Origin of the sequence: Blautia sp. MSK.18.38, assembly GCF_024460535.1 — a bacterium.
Lineage (GTDB): Bacteria > Bacillota > Clostridia > Lachnospirales > Lachnospiraceae > Blautia_A > Blautia_A fusiformis.
This window is the reverse complement of sequence record NZ_JANFYP010000019.1, coordinates 1-16,107: the sequence shown is the minus strand read 5'-3', so window position 1 is coordinate 16,107 and position 16,107 is coordinate 1. Positions and strand designations below refer to the sequence as shown.

Below are 16,107 nucleotides of genomic sequence, written 5' to 3'. Positions count from 1 at the left end.
AAATCTCAAGGATTTTCCATTGCGAAAACCCCATTTTCATTGTAATATATAAAAGGATATCTATCTCCAGTCGCAGACTGGGGTTATTATAATACTCATGGGAGGAAAAAATGGACGCTGTTATTGAAAAATGGGAGGAGATCCTGCAAACTGTCAAATCTGAATATGAGGTGACTGATGTCCCTTTTAATACCTGGCTCAAGCCGCTGAAAGTTTATGAGGTTGACGGAAAGCTGATAACAGTGGTTGTTCCCTCTGAACAGGCAGCGATCGGAGTCAATTACATCAGTAAACGCTACAAAATACCCCTCCAGGTTACTATCTGTGTACTGACAGGCATGGAAGAATGCGAGGTTCGCTTCGTTCTGGAAAAAGATCTCCCCAAAAAAACAGAAAAAAACACTTCTTATGATAAACAGGTTCAGGATACACGTTACGAAGAGGCGCATTTAAATCCAAAATACACCTTCGACACCTTCGTTGTAGGAAGTAATAACAAATTCGCCCAGGCCGCAGCTCTTGCAGTTGCCGAATCACCGGGAGATACCTACAATCCACTGTTTATCTATGGCGGAGCCGGTCTTGGTAAGACGCATCTTATGCATTCCATCGCTCATTTCATTCTGGAACACGACGAAAACAGCCGTGTTTTGTATGTAACCAGTGAGGAATTCACCAACGAGCTGATCGAAACCATCCGAAACGGAAATAACACGGCAATGAGCAAATTCCGTGAAAAATACAGAAATATCGACGTTCTTCTTGTCGATGATATTCAGTTTATTATAGGAAAAGAATCCACACAGGAGGAATTTTTCCATACATTTAACAGTCTTCACAGTGCCAAAAAGCAGATCATCATATCCTCTGATAAACCACCGAAGGATATGGAAATCCTGGAAGAGCGCTTCCGTTCCCGGTTCGAGTGGGGTCTGATCGCAGATATCACGCTGCCTGATTACGAAACCCGAATGGCGATTCTTCATAAAAATGAAGAAATGAACGGCTACAACATCAGTGAAGATGTTATCAAATATATCGCTACCAATATCAAATCCAATATCCGTGAGTTGGAAGGTGCCTTCAACAAGGTCATGGCCGGAGCCAAGCTTGAGAAAAAGGAAGTAACTCTGGAGCTGGCAGAGCAGGCACTGAAGGATATTATTTCTCCGGATGAGAAAAAAGTGATCACACCGGAATACATCATCTCCGTTGTTGCAGAGCATTACGGAGTCACACCTGCGGACTTAAGCGGAAACAAACGAAACTCCAAGATCGTCATGCCCCGCCAGGTTTCCATGTATCTCTGCCGTGAGATCATATCCACACCTTTGAAAAATATCGGAAAAGCGCTCGGAAACCGTGACCATACCACCGTTATGCACGGTATCGAAAAGATCGAAAACGAATTGCAGAACGACGATAACTTAAAAAATACCATTGATATATTGAAAAAGAAGATTAATCCACAAGGTTAGGGAAGTTTTCCACATTACTGGTGTATAACGTGTTGATTGTATGTGGAGAGATGTGTACAACTTTTTTGCCAAAACGCGGCGGTAATTTTATCCCCGGGTTATTCACATGCGAAAATACCACTTTTACACAAAGTTATCCCAACGGAAAACCCCTGAAAACATCAGGCCTGCGGGAGTTTTTCACAAAATCTGGCCCCCTACGGCGGTTACTGCGGATTTTTTCTATAAATATATTTATAAAAACCACAAATTGTTCAGAAAGGGAGTTATACACACTATGAAAATCATCTGCTCCAAATCAAGTCTGTTAAAAAGTGTAAGTATCGCACTCAAAGCAGTTCCATCAAAAACCACAATGCCAATCCTGGAATGTATTCTCATGGATGCAACCACAAACCAGATCAAATTTACCACCAACGATATGGAGCTGGGAATTGAAACCATCGTTGAGGGTACTATTGAAGAAAAAGGTAAAGTTGCTCTTGATGCAAAAATCTTCTATGAAATCATCAGACGACTTCCGGATAATGATGTTACCATTAAGACCGATGATAAATATGCAGCAACCATTACCTGTGAAAAAGCAAAATTCAATATCCCTGGAAAATCAGGAGAAGATTTTGCTTATTTACCGATGATCGAGAAGGATGAACCGCTGACGATCTCTCAGTACACACTGAAAGAAATGATCCGCCAGACTATTTTTTCGATTGCTGTAAATGAAAACAATAAGCTTATGACCGGTGAGCTTTTTGAGATCAAAAATAACTGTCTGAAGGTAGTTTCTCTGGACGGACATCGTATCTCTATCCGCAAAATGTCCCTTAAGAAAGATTATTCTGACCGTAAGGTGGTAGTTCCGGGCAAAACTTTAAGCGAGGTCAGCAAGATCCTTTCCGGAGAAGTGGATGATCAGGTCAGCATTTACTTTACAAAAAACCATATTTTATTTGAATTTGATCAGACTATGGTAGTTTCCAGACTGATCGAGGGAGAATATTTCAGAATTGACCAGATGCTTTCCAGTGATTATGAGACAAAACTGAAGATCAACAAAAAAGAGTTCCTGGATTGTATCGACCGTGCCACACTTCTGGTACGTGAGGTTGACAAAAAACCGATCATCATCAACATCACAGACGATGATATGGAACTGCGCATTGATTCTGCAATGGGTTCCATGAATGAAGAGATCGATATTGAAAAAGAGGGTAAGGATATCATGATCGGCTTCAACCCGAAATTCCTGATCGATGCGCTTCGTGTTATTGATGATGAAACTGTGACGATCTATCTTGTAAATCCGAAGGCACCATGCTTTATCCGTGACGATGAGGAGAACTATACTTACCTGATCCTTCCTGTAAACATCAACCAGAATCAGGCCAGATAAAACCTGGGAAATATAAGGAATAAGGGACAAGAGATGTACGCAGCAGCTTCGGGAATGTGAGTGTACGTGTGAGACGCACATACTTGAAGCTGTGAACAGAATTGAGCTCGGCAGTTAGGATATGTAAGTGTCCGTAGGGCACGTACAGCCTGACGGCAGATATCAGGATTGATATAAACGGATACACCAAAAATGCGTGACCGTTTTTGACCGATTGTGCATGGGAATGCGATCGCGTTCTGAAAATTGTTTTATGCGTAAACTGCTGGAAGGGGGTATTTAAATTACCGCCTTCCGGTGAAATTTGTATTTGGGGGGATTTTAAATACCGCCAGAAGATCAGAAAAGATCGATCTGACGGAGAAAATACCCCGGAGATAAGAGGAGAAAAAATTGGAGATCAGAATTAAAGACGAATTTATCAAGCTTGGCCAGGCGCTGAAGCTGGCAGGTGTTGTGGAGGACGGCGTTGAGGCGAAATATGCCATCAATGATGGTCTGGTACTGGTGAACGGTGAGGTGGAGAACCGCCGTGGCCGCAAGATCCATCCTGGAGATACCATTTCCTACGATGGAAAAGATATTTACGTGATCGGGTGAAGGAATGTACATTGAATCCATCAGACTGAATAATTTCAGGAATTATGAGTCGCTGGAGATGAATTTTGATCAAGGCACCAATATTCTCTACGGCGACAATGCCCAGGGAAAGACCAATATCCTGGAGGCGGTTTATCTGGCAGGTACCAGCAAATCCCACAAGGGAAGCAAGGACCGGGAGATGATCCGCTTTGAGAATGAGGAATCCCATATCCGAATGATGGTGAAGAAGGGCGATCTTTCATACAAAATAGACATGCACCTCCGGAAAAACAAAGCAAAGGGAGTTGCCATCAACGGGCTGCCGATCCGCAAGGCAAGGGAGCTGCTGGGGGTGGTGAATCTGGTGTTTTTTTCTCCGGAGGATCTTAATATTATCAAGAATGGACCGGGAGAGAGAAGACGTTTTCTGGATTCGGAGCTTTGTCAGCTGGATGGTGTTTATATCACGGAGCTGGCCGGCTACAATCACATCGTGAACCAGAGAAACCGTCTTCTCAAAGACTGTTATATGAACCCCGGGCTGAAAGGTACCCTGGATGTCTGGGATATGCAGATGGTCGATTACGGAAAGAAGATCATCGGGAAGCGGGAAGCCTTTGTGGAGGAGCTTAACGAGATCGCAAGGGGGCTTCATAAGGGGCTTACCGGCGGGATCGAGGAGCTGGAGATCCTATACGAGCCAAGTGTGACGGCGGCGGAGTTTGAGGATAAGCTTGCCAGGAACCGGGAGCGGGATCTTCGGATGAAGCTGACCTCCGTGGGACCGCACAGAGATGATTTCTGCGTAAAGGTCAACGGGATCGACATCCGGAGGTATGGTTCTCAGGGGCAGCAGAGGACTGCGGCCCTTTCCCTGAAGCTTTCGGAGATCTATCTGGTGAAGAAAAAGATCCGGGATACACCGGTTCTTCTGCTGGATGATGTTCTTTCGGAGCTGGATAGCAGCAGGCAGACATATCTGCTGGAAAGCATCCACGATATACAGACTCTGATCACCTGTACAGGACTGGATGATTTTGTCAGCCATCAGTTCAAGATCAACAGGGTTTTTCAGGTGGTAAAGGGGCATGTTTATATGCCTAAAGGGTTTTGACAAGCCCGTATGCATATGGTAAACTGATTCTGATTATGGAAAGTTGGTGAATATTTTGGATAAAGAGGAGTTTCGCGTTAAGCTGGGACAGATCAATAAGCTGGTCGAGACCCAGGATTACAAAGGCGCCATGCAGATTGTTGACAGCATTGACTGGCGTCGTGTGAAAAACGTCCGTACCCTTTGTGTAGTGGGCGAGATCTACGCGGCCAACAAGCGTTATGAAGAGAGCAAGGAAATTTTTCTTCTTGCCTACCACAGAGCGCCGATCGGCAAGAACATACTTTACCGTCTGATCGAGGTTTCCCTGAAAATGGGACAGATCAGTGAAGCCACAGAATTCTTTGATGAATACAGAGAAGTGGCAGGTAATGATAACAGCCAGTATATACTGAAATATAAGATCGCCAGAGCGAAGAATGCATCTCTGAATGAACAGATCCGTATTCTTGAGGAATATAAGGAGAAGGAATTTACGGAGCGCTGGTCCTATGAGCTGGCCAAGCTCTATTACAAGGCAGGAGACAAGCAGAAGTGCCTGGATCTCTGCAATGAGATGATCCTTTGGTTCAATGACGGAACTTATGTGATGAAGGCCCTTGACCTGAAACAGCGGATGGGTGTTCTCACTGGCGAAGAGAAAGAGAAATATGAACAGCGTTTTATCCCGAAGCTGATCCCGCCGGAAAAGGCGCAGGAGATCAGGGAGAGCAAGGAAGCATCCGGCGAGTATGAGGAGGCAAAACCGGTCACAGATACTATCCAGGTAGATGATGAGCGGGATCTGAACAGTGCGGAGACATTCCAGGAGAAGCTTTCCAAGGGATTCCGTGATATCTTTGGCGGACATAAGAAATCTGCGGAAGAGGATATGGAGGAAAAAGAAGCTGCGCAGGATGAAGAGCCGGATGAGGTTTCCACAGGCTCTGAGGATGTGACGGAACAGGCGGAAACGCCGGAGGCTGAGACTGCTGCGGCAGCAGAACCGTCAGAGGAGTTTACAGATTCTGAGAAGATCGAAGCAGCAGAAGGAAGTGAGGAAGCTTCGGATGAGCTTTCTGAAGAGCAAGAAGAGTTTTCCGGACAGGAAGCGGATGAGATCCCGCTGGCATCCGGTGTTGAGAACCTGTCATCCGGAAGTATGAAGCTGCAGGCTCAGGAACAGCAGGATAAAGAGGAAGAAGAGACTTATCAGGAAGCGGAAGAAGCTGAGGCTGAGAAAGCTACAGAGATGTCTTTGTCCCAGAGTGTTGCAGAGATCATGAAGGAGAAGGCTGCAGGGGTTCCGCTCAATGAGGAAGGCAAGCCTGATTTTTCCGCAACGATCCGTATGCCGGAGCTGAAGATCCCGAAGTCCATGATCAATGTGGACCCGGAGAATGCAAGCAGTTCCGCAGAGATCCCAGACGCGTCCGGAATTTTCGGAAATATCGAGGAGATTGCGGCATCTGTAGGTGACAGGTCCGGGAAGGATAAAGATAAGGACTTCAACCTGGAGGATACTATTCTGGCAGCAGCTACGCAGCAGGGAATCGATATCCCGGAGGAAGAGAAATCTCCGGATGTCCAGCAGTCCGACGTAACGGAAGAGCCGGCAGGTATTGAGGATCTGGATATTGCGGCTGATGAATTTGTTCCGGAGGAGCCGGATGCGGCAGATATCGAGGATATCATGGCGCAGATCTCCGCTCAGCAGGAGGAAGAGGTAACGGAGACTTCCGATACCAGACTTCCGGATATCGTATTTGATGAAGATGAGGAGCCGGTTACTGAGGAGGATCTTCAGGCTGCAGAAGCAGAGTTTCTGAATGGTCCGTCAGGAGTACAGAAGCCGGTGGAAGAAGAGGATGTGCTTCCGGAGATTCCTTCACTGGAATCTGAGGAGCAGGTGCAGAAGGCGGCAGCAGAGCCTTCAGCGAAGATTCATCATGAGGAACCGGTGGCTGCAGCGGAAGAGGAAAATCTTCTTGATGAGGAAGAAGAATACAGTGATGACGCCTTTGACTTCCAGGATGAGGATGACGAGAATGAGGATGATTTTATCAGCAGTCTCATCGGTGATGATTCTGATGAAGCCATGGAAGAGGACGATGAGGAAGCGGAGCTCAGCGAGGAAGAGCAGCTTGAGAAATTTATCGCTACGATCCATCCGGAAAAGGATCCTACAAAGATCGTTTCCAGAAAGAAAGAGCTCACAGATGAAGAAAAACAGCTTTTCACCTATTTTGTTACAGTTCCCGGAATGAAGGAACAGCTGCTTGATGTACTCTGCGATGTGCAGATGGGCGCAGCAGACAAGACCTCCCAGACCGGAAATGTGATCGTTATGGGCGGCAGAGAAACAGGTAAGACGAGACTGATCTCAAGTCTGATCCCGGCAATCTGTAAAGAGCTGAATATCGAGGCTTCCAAGGTTGCCTATATATTTGCGGATGATCTCAACGGAAAGGATATTCCGGAGATCGTATCCAAGCTTGCCGGCGGTTTCCTTGTTATCGAGGATGCAAACCAGCTTTCCCAGGAAACAGCAGATGAGCTTGAGGAAGCTATGACCGGAAACACAAAGGGAATGATCGTGATCCTGGAGGATGAAAAGATCGGTATGCGTAAGTTGATCGCAAGATATCCGAAGCTTGCGAAGAAGTTTACATCCATGATCAACATTCCTGTATTTACAAACGATGAACTTGTTAATTTCGCCAAGGTCTATACCATGGAGAATGGATTCCGTATCGACCAGATGGGCATGCTTGCTCTGTATAATCTGATCGGGATCAACCAGAAGGAGGATCAGCCGATGTGCATCGGTACTGTGAAGACCATGCTGGATAAGGCTATGGAGAGAGCTCAGAGCGGATTGTTCAAGCGTTCCAAGAAGCGTGTGGACCGTGATGGCTACACGGTACTTTTTGAAAAGGATTTCAGCTGAAAATAAGAAAAAGCAGAGGTAAAAAATATGGCCAGACCTTATCTTGGTAACCCGAAATATACCATTGAAGTCCTTCAAAAGTATCATTTTGTTTTCCAGAAAAGGTTTGGTCAGAATTTTCTGATCGACGAGCATGTTCTGGAAAAGATCATTGAGTCTTCGGGTATCACGAAGGATGATTTTATACTGGAGATCGGTCCGGGTATCGGAACTATGACCCAGTATCTTGCGGAGGCTGCCAGAGAGGTGGCTGCTGTGGAGATCGACAGTTCGCTGATCCCGATCCTTAAGGATACGTTGAAGGACTGGGATAATGTTTCCGTGATCAATAACGATATCCTGAAAACGGATATCAAAAAGATCGCAGATGAGAAAAACGGCGGTAAGCCTGTGAAGGTGGTTGCGAATCTGCCGTATTACATTACGACTCCGATCATCATGGGGCTTTTTGAGAAGAATGTTCCTGTGGATTCGATCACTGTCATGGTGCAGAAGGAGGTTGCAGACCGTATGCAGGTTGGTCCCGGTACCAAGGATTACGGTGCGCTTTCCCTGGCTGTGCAGTATTATGCGAAGCCGGAGATCGTTGCGAATGTACCGCCGAACTGTTTTATGCCGCGGCCGAAGGTTGGAAGTGCGGTGATCAAGCTGACGCGTTATGAGAAGCCGCCGGTGGATGTGAAGGATGAGGGGCTTATGTTCCGTCTGATCCGTGCATCTTTTAACCAGAGGAGAAAGACACTTGTGAACGGGATCAGAAATTCCGGAGATTTTTCCCTGAGTAAGGAGGAGATCGAGGATGTGTTCAACAGGTGTGATCTTCCGCTGAATATCAGGGGTGAGGCGCTGACACTGGAGCAGTTTGCGATGCTTGCCAACTGTATTTATGATGAGAAAAATTAATATATGATAAACGCAAAAAGAGCCCGGGCAGCTGTTCCGGGTTCTTTTTGCGTTTCCGGACGGGAATGTTGGAGAGGGTTCCTGTCCGGATCTATATATTTGTTATAGAAAGGAGGTTATGTCTGAGGTGTCAGACATAAGTAAGTAATGAAAAATTTACATTTTTTATTTTACTGATGAGATGTTAGGAAAGTTTGTTTAAAATATGAAAATATTGTGAATATATTTTTGGTGATATACATAAAGTCTGAATGGTGTGGGTGGGAATGGGGAAAATTGCGGTTTACAGAGGGGTGGGGGTGTGTGGTATACTGAGGGGCGTCGAAAAGGTAATGATGAGGTAATAAAAAGGCAGTAAAAGATAGTTAAAAATAGTAAAAGGCAATTTTTAATAAGGGCTGGTGCCCGTATGGAGGTTGAATATTATGAGAAGATTGAACAAGGTTACAGCTTTGGTTATTGCGGGTGTTATTTCATGTACATCTCCGATGATGGTTATGGCGTCTGATTCCGGTTCTGTTATGAGTCAGGCGGAGGAGATCCTGAAGGATAATGAGGTTGGGTCTCTTGCTTCTGATCCGGATAAGGTTGGGGATATCATTGTTTATGTGAAGGGGCTTTTTGATTCTAACCAGATCACGGATGATGAGATTTCTCAGGGGATCGATGAGGCTGCGGATCATTTTGGGGTGAGTCTTAATGAGGATGATAAGAGTTCGCTGGTTAATATTATCAGTAAGTTCCGTGGGATCGAGATGAGTGATGATCAGATCAAGGGGTATGTGAGTGATGCTTATAGTACTTTGAAGGATATGGGTGTTACGAAGTCTGATGTGAAGAATATTTTTGAGAAGGCGATTGAGTTTATTAAGGGGATGCTTTCACGGCGGTGATGGTTTGTGATGGCTGGTGTTTTTGATGATGTTTTAGATGGAGTTTGAGTTAGAGGGTGAGGGTTGTGGCTCTTTTGTTGGGGTTGTTGTTGGTTTGTTTGGTTGAGATGTACAATATGTACAATGTTTAGGGCTTTGGTTTTGTTTGTGAATGTGGCGTTTTTATAAATTGGGGGAGGGTATTTTGGAAAAAATTGTGCAAATGCGCTAATTGTTTACGAGATGTTCATTGTTTGTTCATATTTGTCTGGTAGTATAGGGATAGTTCGAAAGAACGTTACGAAAGACGCTGTAATGGTGTGTATCTGTATCATTACACATACAATTTTTTTCATAATAATCGCCCCGGTAAGCCACTACCGGGGCACTCCTCGTTTTTGGGCCTTTTTTGGGGCTCTTTTTTTTGTGGGTGGGATGGAGGGAGGGACGGACGGACTGCCGGAGGGGCGGCTGCATGGTCGTGCCTGGTGCGGTCGTTTCGCCGGGTCATACTAAGCGTCTGAGTCTTCTGCCATGCAGGGCGCCCCATAACTCGCCATGTACGCTGATGCGTACCTGGCTCAGACAGATGGGGCTTACTCTGCGGCTTGTGGCCGCAGAGTACCTTCCCGTCAGAAGCCTCAGGCGCTAAGTATGACCAGCGGCTTACTCCGACGCACCGGGTCCCGACCATGCAGCCGCCCCTCCGGCAGTCCGTCCTGTGCGTTGGAGAGAAACAAAAAGGATGCACTACAAAGAAATTCTGGAATCGTACTAAGTCCGTCCTGTGCGTTGGAGAGAAATAAAAAGGATCCACTACAAAGAAATTCTGGAATCGTACTAAGTCCGTCCTGTGTGTTAGAGAGAAATAAAGAAAGCATCAAGGGTGTGATAAATGGGCTGATTTGAGTCTGTCCTGTGCGTTGGAGAGAAATAAAGGGGTTAAGAAATTTCCAGTGCAAAAAATATAGCGCGGGTGGGGTGTGCATGCTATAATGATTAGGATTATAGTGCTGTCGTCTGGTTTGGGGCGGCGGTGGTTGGGTTTTTGTTTGAATGGGAGGTCTGGATATGGCGGAGTCTATGAAGGATTTTGAGAGGGAGCTGGAGGCTTCTTTTAAGAGGATCGATGAGGGTGATATTATCTCAGGGACTGTTGTGAGTGTGGATGAGTCGGGGGGTGTTCTTGACCTTAAGTTTTATGCTGAGGGTTTTATTCCGGTGGAGGAGTTTTCCCGGGTGCCGGGGTTTAATATTAAAGAGGCTGTTCAGCCGGGGGATGAGGTTCAAGCGATGGTTCTTCGCAGGGATGATGGTCAGGGGAATATTCTTCTTTCCAGAGCGGATGCTGCGGATGTGCTTGCCTGGGACAGGCTGAAGGAGCTTCAGGATTCGGGTGAGGTGCTGGATGTTGTTGTGAAGGGGATCGTTAACGGGGGTGCCATTGCTTATGTTGAGGGTGTCCGTGGTTTTATTCCGGCATCCAGGCTTGCTTTGGAGTTTGTTGAGGATACGGAGGTGTTTCTGAATAAGCCGATCCAGGTGCGGGTGATCGAGGTTGATAAGGCGAAGAAGAGGCTGGTGCTTTCGGCGAGGGAGATTCTTCGTGAGAGGGCTGAGGTGGAGAGACGGAATAAGATTTCCAATATCCAGGTTGGTTTTGTGACGGAGGGTACGGTTGAGAGTTTGCAGCCGTATGGTGCTTTTGTGGAGCTTGGGAACGGGGTTTCCGGGCTGGTGCATATTTCTCAGATATGTGAGAAGAGGATTCGGAAGCCTTCTGAGGTTTTGAGTGTTGGGGATAAGGTTAAGGTGAAGGTTATCGCAATCAAGGATGGTAAGCTGAGCCTGAGTATTAAAGAGGCATCGGATCTGATGGCTAAGGAGGTTGAGGAGGAGTCTTTTGAGCTTCCGGAGTCGGGGGAGGAGGCTACTACTTCCCTGGGTGCTTTGTTTGCAAATATTAAATTATGATTATTTTGGATGAAAAAGGATGGATGTGTATGAAAAAACCGGAGAGAATATTTGTAATCGGACATAAGAATCCGGATACGGATTCCATCTGTTCGGCTATTGCTTATGCGGATATTAAGAACAGAACTACGCAGAATAAAAAATATATCCCGAAGAGAGCGGGGCAGATCAATGAGGAGACCAGGTATGTGCTGAACCGTTTTGGCGTACAGCCGCCGGCTTATCTGGGAAATATCGGTACGCAGGTCAAGGATATGGATATCCGGACCAGTCCGCAGGCGGATAAGAATATGTCGCTGAAGAATACCTGGGATTTGATGCAGGAGAACGGGATCGTTTCTCTTCCAATCCGGGATAAAGATGGGTGTCTGGAGGGGCTTGTGACGATTGGTGATATCGCAAAGACCTATATGGATACTACAGACAGTTATCTTCTTTCCAATGCGAGGACACAGTATCAGAGAATTGCCGAGACTGTTGGCGGTGAAGTGGTGGAAGGTAACGGACACGGATATTTTGTGAAGGGGCGTGTGCTTGTCGGTACTGCCAACCCGAAGATGCTGGAGGGCTACGTTGAGGAGGATGATATGATCATCATGGGTGACCGTGAGGAGGATCATCTTCAGGCGATCAGCCAGAATGTCAGCTGTATCATCGTGGGGCTGAATATCGTGGTTTCCGAGAAGGTTATAAAGCTTGCTCATGAGAAGAATATCGTGATCATCCGGTCTCCGTATGATACGTTTAATATTGCGCGTCTGATCAATCAGAGTATTCCGGTCAGTTTTGTTATGAAGCGGGATAACATGGTTACGTTTAATACCGAGGATTTTACGGATGATATCCAGGATGTTATGATCAAAAACCGTCACAGGGCGTTTCCGGTGATCAATCCTCATGGTAAGTGTATCGGTACGATCTCCAGACGTAATTTTCTGGATATGCATAAAAAGAAAGTGGTTCTTGTGGATCATAATGAGGTGGATCAGGCTGTTGATAATATCGAGAAGGCGGAGATCCTTGAGATCATCGATCATCATAAGCTGGGTACCTTGCAGACCATGACGCCGGTTGCTTTTCGTAATGAGCCGGTGGGATGTACGGGTACGATCCTTTATGAGATCTACGGAGAGCAGAGACTGGAGATACCGGAAAAGATCGCGGGGCTTCTCTGTGCGGCTATTATTTCGGATACATTGATGTTCCGTTCACCGACCTGTACGCAGACGGATAAGATCGCTGCCAGTGCTCTTGCGCTGATCGCGGGGATCAAGATCGAGGAGTTTGCCCGAGAGATGTTTTCTGCGGGAAGTAATCTGAAGGATAAGTCTCCGGAGGAGATTTTTTATCAGGATTACAAGAAGTTTATCGGTGAGGGTAATGTTTCCTTTGGTGTGGGTCAGATCAGTTCCATGGACAGCGAGGAGCTTAAGGAGATCAAGGAGAAGCTGATGCCGTTTATGGTGAGTGAGTGTGGCCGTCATGATATCACGAGAGTTTATTTTATGCTGACGAATATCCTGGAGGAGTCTACAGAGCTTCTGTTTTACGGGGAGGGCAGCCAGCAGATGGCGGAGATCGCTTTTGAGCGGAAACCGGATGGAGATACCTTCAGTCTGCCGGGTGTGGTTTCCAGAAAGAAGCAGCTGATCCCGGCTATGATGGAGGCTGCTCAGCTGATGAACAGCGATTATGCGTAAGAGGTGACGGAAAATGGCGAAACAGTTATGGAAGCCGGGGAACATGATCTATCCGCTGCCGGCTGTAATGGTGAGTGTTACCGATGGTGAGGGAAACGATAATATCATAACGGTTGCATGGACGGGTACGGTGTGTACCAATCCGGCGATGGCTTATATTTCTGTCCGACCTTCCCGTTATTCCTATGATATGATCCGGAAAACGGGTGAATTTGTGATCAATCTGACAACGGAGAAGCTGGCGTATGCAACGGATTTCTGCGGGGTCCGTTCGGGACGTGATGTGGACAAGTTCCGGAAGCTGAACCTTACGAAAGAGAAAGCGCAGTTTGTTTCTGCACCGATGATCGGGGAGGCTCCGGTTTCGATCGAGTGCAGGGTGCGTGAGGTGAAGGAGCTGGGGTCTCATGACATGTTTCTTGCGGATGTGCTTGCGGTCCATGCGGATGAAGCTTATATGGATAAAAACAACAGGTTTCGTCTTAATGATGCGGGGCTTCTGGTTTATTCCCATGGGGAGTATCTGGCGGGTGGCCGGAAGGTGGGAACCTTCGGCTACAGCGTAAAGAAGAAGCAGCAGAAGAAGCAGATGCAGAAGAAGTTGGATAAGAAATCAGACAGGGAATCAGAGATGGCAGGAAAGCCAGGGATGTCAGGGAAGTTGAAGATGTCAGGAAAGCCAGGGATGTCAGGGAAGTTGAAGACATCGGGGAAGCCAGGGATGTCAAGGAAATTAAAGACGTCGGGAAAGGCAGGGAGAGAGAAACAGTAGGTTCTGCGGAGCCGTAACGTTTGTTGAGGTTTGGCAGCTGTTATGCTAAAATGAAAGGATACAGTATGAATAATATTACACTGATAGGAATGCCTGGTGCGGGGAAGAGTAGCATCGGTGTCGTTCTTGCGAAGGTACTTGGGTACCAGTTTATTGACTCTGATCTGCTGATCCAGAAGGCGGAGAAAAGGACTCTGAGTGAGATCATTGCGGATGAGGGTACAGAGGGCTTCAAGGCGATCGAGAATCGTGTGAATGCTTCGATCCAGGTGGAGAATACGGTGATCGCTACCGGTGGAAGTGTGGTTTACTGCGATGAGGCTATGCAGCATCTGAAGTCTGAGGGTGTTGTGGTGTATCTTAAGATCTCGCTGGAGCTTCTTTCCAGGCGTCTTGGTAATCTTAAGGGGCGTGGTGTTGTGCTCAAGGAGGGGCAGACGCTGGCGAGTCTTTATGATGAGCGTGTTCCTTTGTATGAGAAATATGCGGACATTGTGGTGGATGAAGAGGATAAGGATCTGGAGGGGAGTCTCCAGGTTGTGCTTGAGGCATTGAAGAACAGGGGAGATAAGGCGTAACTGTTGGCTTGTGGAAACGGTTTGCTGGAGTGTTTCGGGTCATGGGTTGTGACAGGTTTTCGTCATAAATTGTTTACAAATCTGAAATATGTGTTATAATATACAACTGACCTAAAAAACGGTATTGCGGAACATTTGTTCCTGCAGTAAATTCAGAGAAAGTTTCTGCTCATAGAGGAGTAAAATAATAGAGGTGTGTTATGGAACAGTATGTGATTAAAGGCGGCAATCCTCTGGTTGGAGAAGTGGATATTGCGGGTGCGAAGAATGCGGCGCTTGCGATATTGTCAGCAGCCATTATGACTGATGAAACTATATTGATCGAGAATCTGCCAGATGTTAGGGACATCAATGTTCTGCTTGAGGCGATCTCCGAGATCGGGGCTCAGGTTGAGCGTATTGATAAGTCTACTGTAAAGATCAACGGTTCTACTATCGGCAATCTCAGCGTGGATTATGAGTTTATCAAGAAGATCCGTGCTTCTTATTATCTTCTGGGTGCTTTGCTTGGTAAGTATAAGCATGCGGAGGTTCCGCTTCCGGGTGGATGTAATATCGGCAGCAGGCCGATCGACCAGCATTTGAAGGGTTTCCGTGCTCTTGGTGCGGATGTTGATATCTGTCATGGTGCTATTGTTGCCAAGGCGGAGAATCTGCATGGCAGCCATATTTTCCTAGATGTGGTTTCTGTTGGTGCTACTATTAATATTATGATGGCTGCTTCTATGGCGACTGGCCGTACGATCATTGAGAATGCTGCGAGGGAGCCGCATGTTGTTGATGTGGCGAATTTCCTGAACAGTATGGGGGCGAATATCAAGGGTGCCGGTACGGATGTGATCCGTATCCGTGGTGTTGAGACGCTTCATCGTACGGAGTATTCGATTATTCCGGACCAGATCGAGGCTGGTACGTTTATGTTTGCTGCTGCGGCTACTCGTGGTGATGTTACTGTTCGTAATGTTATTCCTAAGCATCTTGAGGCTACTACTGCTAAGCTTGAGGAGATCGGGTGTGAGGTTGAGGAGTTTGATGATGCGGTTCGTGTCCGTGCGCCGCATGTGCTTCATCGTACGCATGTGAAGACGTTGCCTTATCCTGGTTATCCTACGGATATGCAGCCGCAGATCGCGGTTACTTTGGCTTTGGCTGAGGGTACGAGTATTGTTACTGAGAGTATTTTTGAGAACCGGTTTAAGTATGCGGATGAGCTTTCCCGGATGGGTGCCAATATTAAGGTGGAGGGGAACTCTGCTATTATTGATGGTGTGAGGAAGCTTACGGGGGCGCGTGTGAGTGCGCCGGATCTTCGTGCGGGGGCTGCGCTTGTTATTGCGGGGCTGGCTGCTGAGGGTGTTACGGTTGTTGATGATATTGTTTATATCCAGCGTGGGTATGAGAATTTTGAGGAGAAGCTCAGGAGTCTTGGGGCTGAGATTGAGAGGGTTTCCAGTGAGAAGGAGATTCAGAAGTTTCGGCTGCGTGTTGGGTGATGGTTGGTGACAACTGGTAACGATTGATGATAATTGGATATTTGAGTTTTGCGTTTTGGGGAGAGTTCCCGGGTGTTTTGGCCTGGGGGCTCTTTTTTTGTGTGGGTGGGAGGGATGAATGGAGGGAGGGACGAACGGACAGACTGCCAGCGGGACGGCTGCATGGTCGTGCCTGGTGCGGTCGTTTCGCCGGGTCATACTAGGCGTCTGAGGCGCCTGTCGTGCAGGGCACCCCATAACTCGCCATGTACGCTGATGCGTACCTGGCTCAGACAGATGGGGCTTACTCTGCGGCTTGTGGCCGCAGAGTACCTTCCCG

General features: G+C 47.0%; 11 protein-coding genes and 1 pseudogene. All 12 read left to right on the top strand.

The annotated features are described in order from the left end of the window. Positions 1-110 precede the first annotated feature (110 nt). The 12 genes and pseudogenes from dnaA (at position 111) to NE638_RS12125 (ending at position 15,788) form a co-directional block, all read left to right on the top strand. A complete protein-coding gene (gene dnaA / locus NE638_RS12180) occupies positions 111-1,478 on the top strand; it encodes a chromosomal replication initiator protein DnaA (RefSeq protein WP_015526555.1) in 1,368 nt (455 codons plus the stop codon). Positions 1,479-1,755: 277 nt separating this feature from the next. Then, positions 1,756-2,871 carry a DNA polymerase III subunit beta gene (gene dnaN / locus NE638_RS12175; protein ID WP_015526556.1) on the top strand — a complete coding sequence of 372 codons (1,116 nt, stop codon included), beginning with the start codon at positions 1,756-1,758 and terminating at the stop codon, positions 2,869-2,871. A gap of 393 nt (positions 2,872-3,264) precedes the next feature. Next, positions 3,265-3,471, top strand: a complete 207-nt coding sequence (locus tag NE638_RS12170; protein WP_021650164.1) for an RNA-binding S4 domain-containing protein — start codon at positions 3,265-3,267, stop codon at positions 3,469-3,471. A gap of 4 nt (positions 3,472-3,475) precedes the next feature. Then, entirely contained in the window at positions 3,476-4,567 is a 1,092-nt protein-coding gene (gene recF, locus NE638_RS12165; protein ID WP_173746271.1) for a DNA replication/repair protein RecF, read from the top strand. Between the two features lie 55 nt (positions 4,568-4,622). Next, entirely contained in the window at positions 4,623-7,496 is a 2,874-nt protein-coding gene (locus NE638_RS12160) for a hypothetical protein (protein WP_173746269.1), read from the top strand. A gap of 27 nt (positions 7,497-7,523) precedes the next feature. Continuing rightward, positions 7,524-8,399, top strand: a complete 876-nt coding sequence (gene rsmA, locus NE638_RS12155; RefSeq protein WP_015526558.1) for a 16S rRNA (adenine(1518)-N(6)/adenine(1519)-N(6))-dimethyltransferase RsmA — start codon at positions 7,524-7,526, stop codon at positions 8,397-8,399. Positions 8,400-8,824: 425 nt separating this feature from the next. Then, a complete protein-coding gene (locus NE638_RS12150) occupies positions 8,825-9,292 on the top strand; it encodes a DUF1002 domain-containing protein (RefSeq protein ID WP_015526559.1) in 468 nt (155 codons plus the stop codon). Positions 9,293-10,342: 1,050 nt separating this feature from the next. Continuing rightward, complete coding sequence (locus NE638_RS12145) at positions 10,343-11,245, top strand: 30S ribosomal protein S1 (protein WP_118368779.1); 903 nt, start codon at positions 10,343-10,345, stop codon at positions 11,243-11,245. 29 nt (positions 11,246-11,274) lie between these two features. Next, positions 11,275-12,945 carry a putative manganese-dependent inorganic diphosphatase gene (locus NE638_RS12140; RefSeq protein WP_044961512.1) on the top strand — a complete coding sequence of 557 codons (1,671 nt, stop codon included), beginning with the start codon at positions 11,275-11,277 and terminating at the stop codon, positions 12,943-12,945. A gap of 13 nt (positions 12,946-12,958) precedes the next feature. Continuing rightward, positions 12,959-13,546 (top strand): annotated as a pseudogene (locus NE638_RS12135) (flavin reductase family protein); the annotation flags it as partial. A 236-nt stretch (positions 13,547-13,782) separates the two neighbouring features. Beyond that, positions 13,783-14,295 (top strand): shikimate kinase, encoded by a 513-nt coding sequence (locus tag NE638_RS12130; RefSeq protein ID WP_044961515.1) that lies wholly within the window; start codon positions 13,783-13,785, stop codon positions 14,293-14,295. Between the two features lie 200 nt (positions 14,296-14,495). Next, the gene (locus tag NE638_RS12125; protein WP_092073580.1) at positions 14,496-15,788 is read left to right on the top strand and encodes a UDP-N-acetylglucosamine 1-carboxyvinyltransferase; all 1,293 of its coding nucleotides are present in this window, start codon (positions 14,496-14,498) and stop codon (positions 15,786-15,788) included. The last annotated feature ends 319 nt before the right edge of the window (positions 15,789-16,107 follow it).

Excerpts from the sequence above, each read along its gene's own strand:
- NE638_RS12125 (WP_092073580.1), top strand. The coding sequence starts at position 14,496 with ATGGAACAGTATGTGATTAAAGGCGGCAATCCTCTGGTTGGAGAAGTG.
- dnaN (WP_015526556.1), top strand. The coding sequence starts at position 1,756 with ATGAAAATCATCTGCTCCAAATCAAGTCTGTTAAAAAGTGTAAGTATC.
- NE638_RS12130 (WP_044961515.1), top strand. The coding sequence starts at position 13,783 with ATGAATAATATTACACTGATAGGAATGCCTGGTGCGGGGAAGAGTAGC.
- rsmA (WP_015526558.1), top strand. The coding sequence starts at position 7,524 with ATGGCCAGACCTTATCTTGGTAACCCGAAATATACCATTGAAGTCCTT.
- NE638_RS12150 (WP_015526559.1), top strand. The coding sequence starts at position 8,825 with ATGAGAAGATTGAACAAGGTTACAGCTTTGGTTATTGCGGGTGTTATT.
- NE638_RS12140 (WP_044961512.1), top strand. The coding sequence starts at position 11,275 with ATGAAAAAACCGGAGAGAATATTTGTAATCGGACATAAGAATCCGGAT.
- NE638_RS12145 (WP_118368779.1), top strand. The coding sequence starts at position 10,343 with ATGGCGGAGTCTATGAAGGATTTTGAGAGGGAGCTGGAGGCTTCTTTT.
- recF (WP_173746271.1), top strand. The coding sequence starts at position 3,476 with ATGTACATTGAATCCATCAGACTGAATAATTTCAGGAATTATGAGTCG.
- dnaA (WP_015526555.1), top strand. The coding sequence starts at position 111 with ATGGACGCTGTTATTGAAAAATGGGAGGAGATCCTGCAAACTGTCAAA.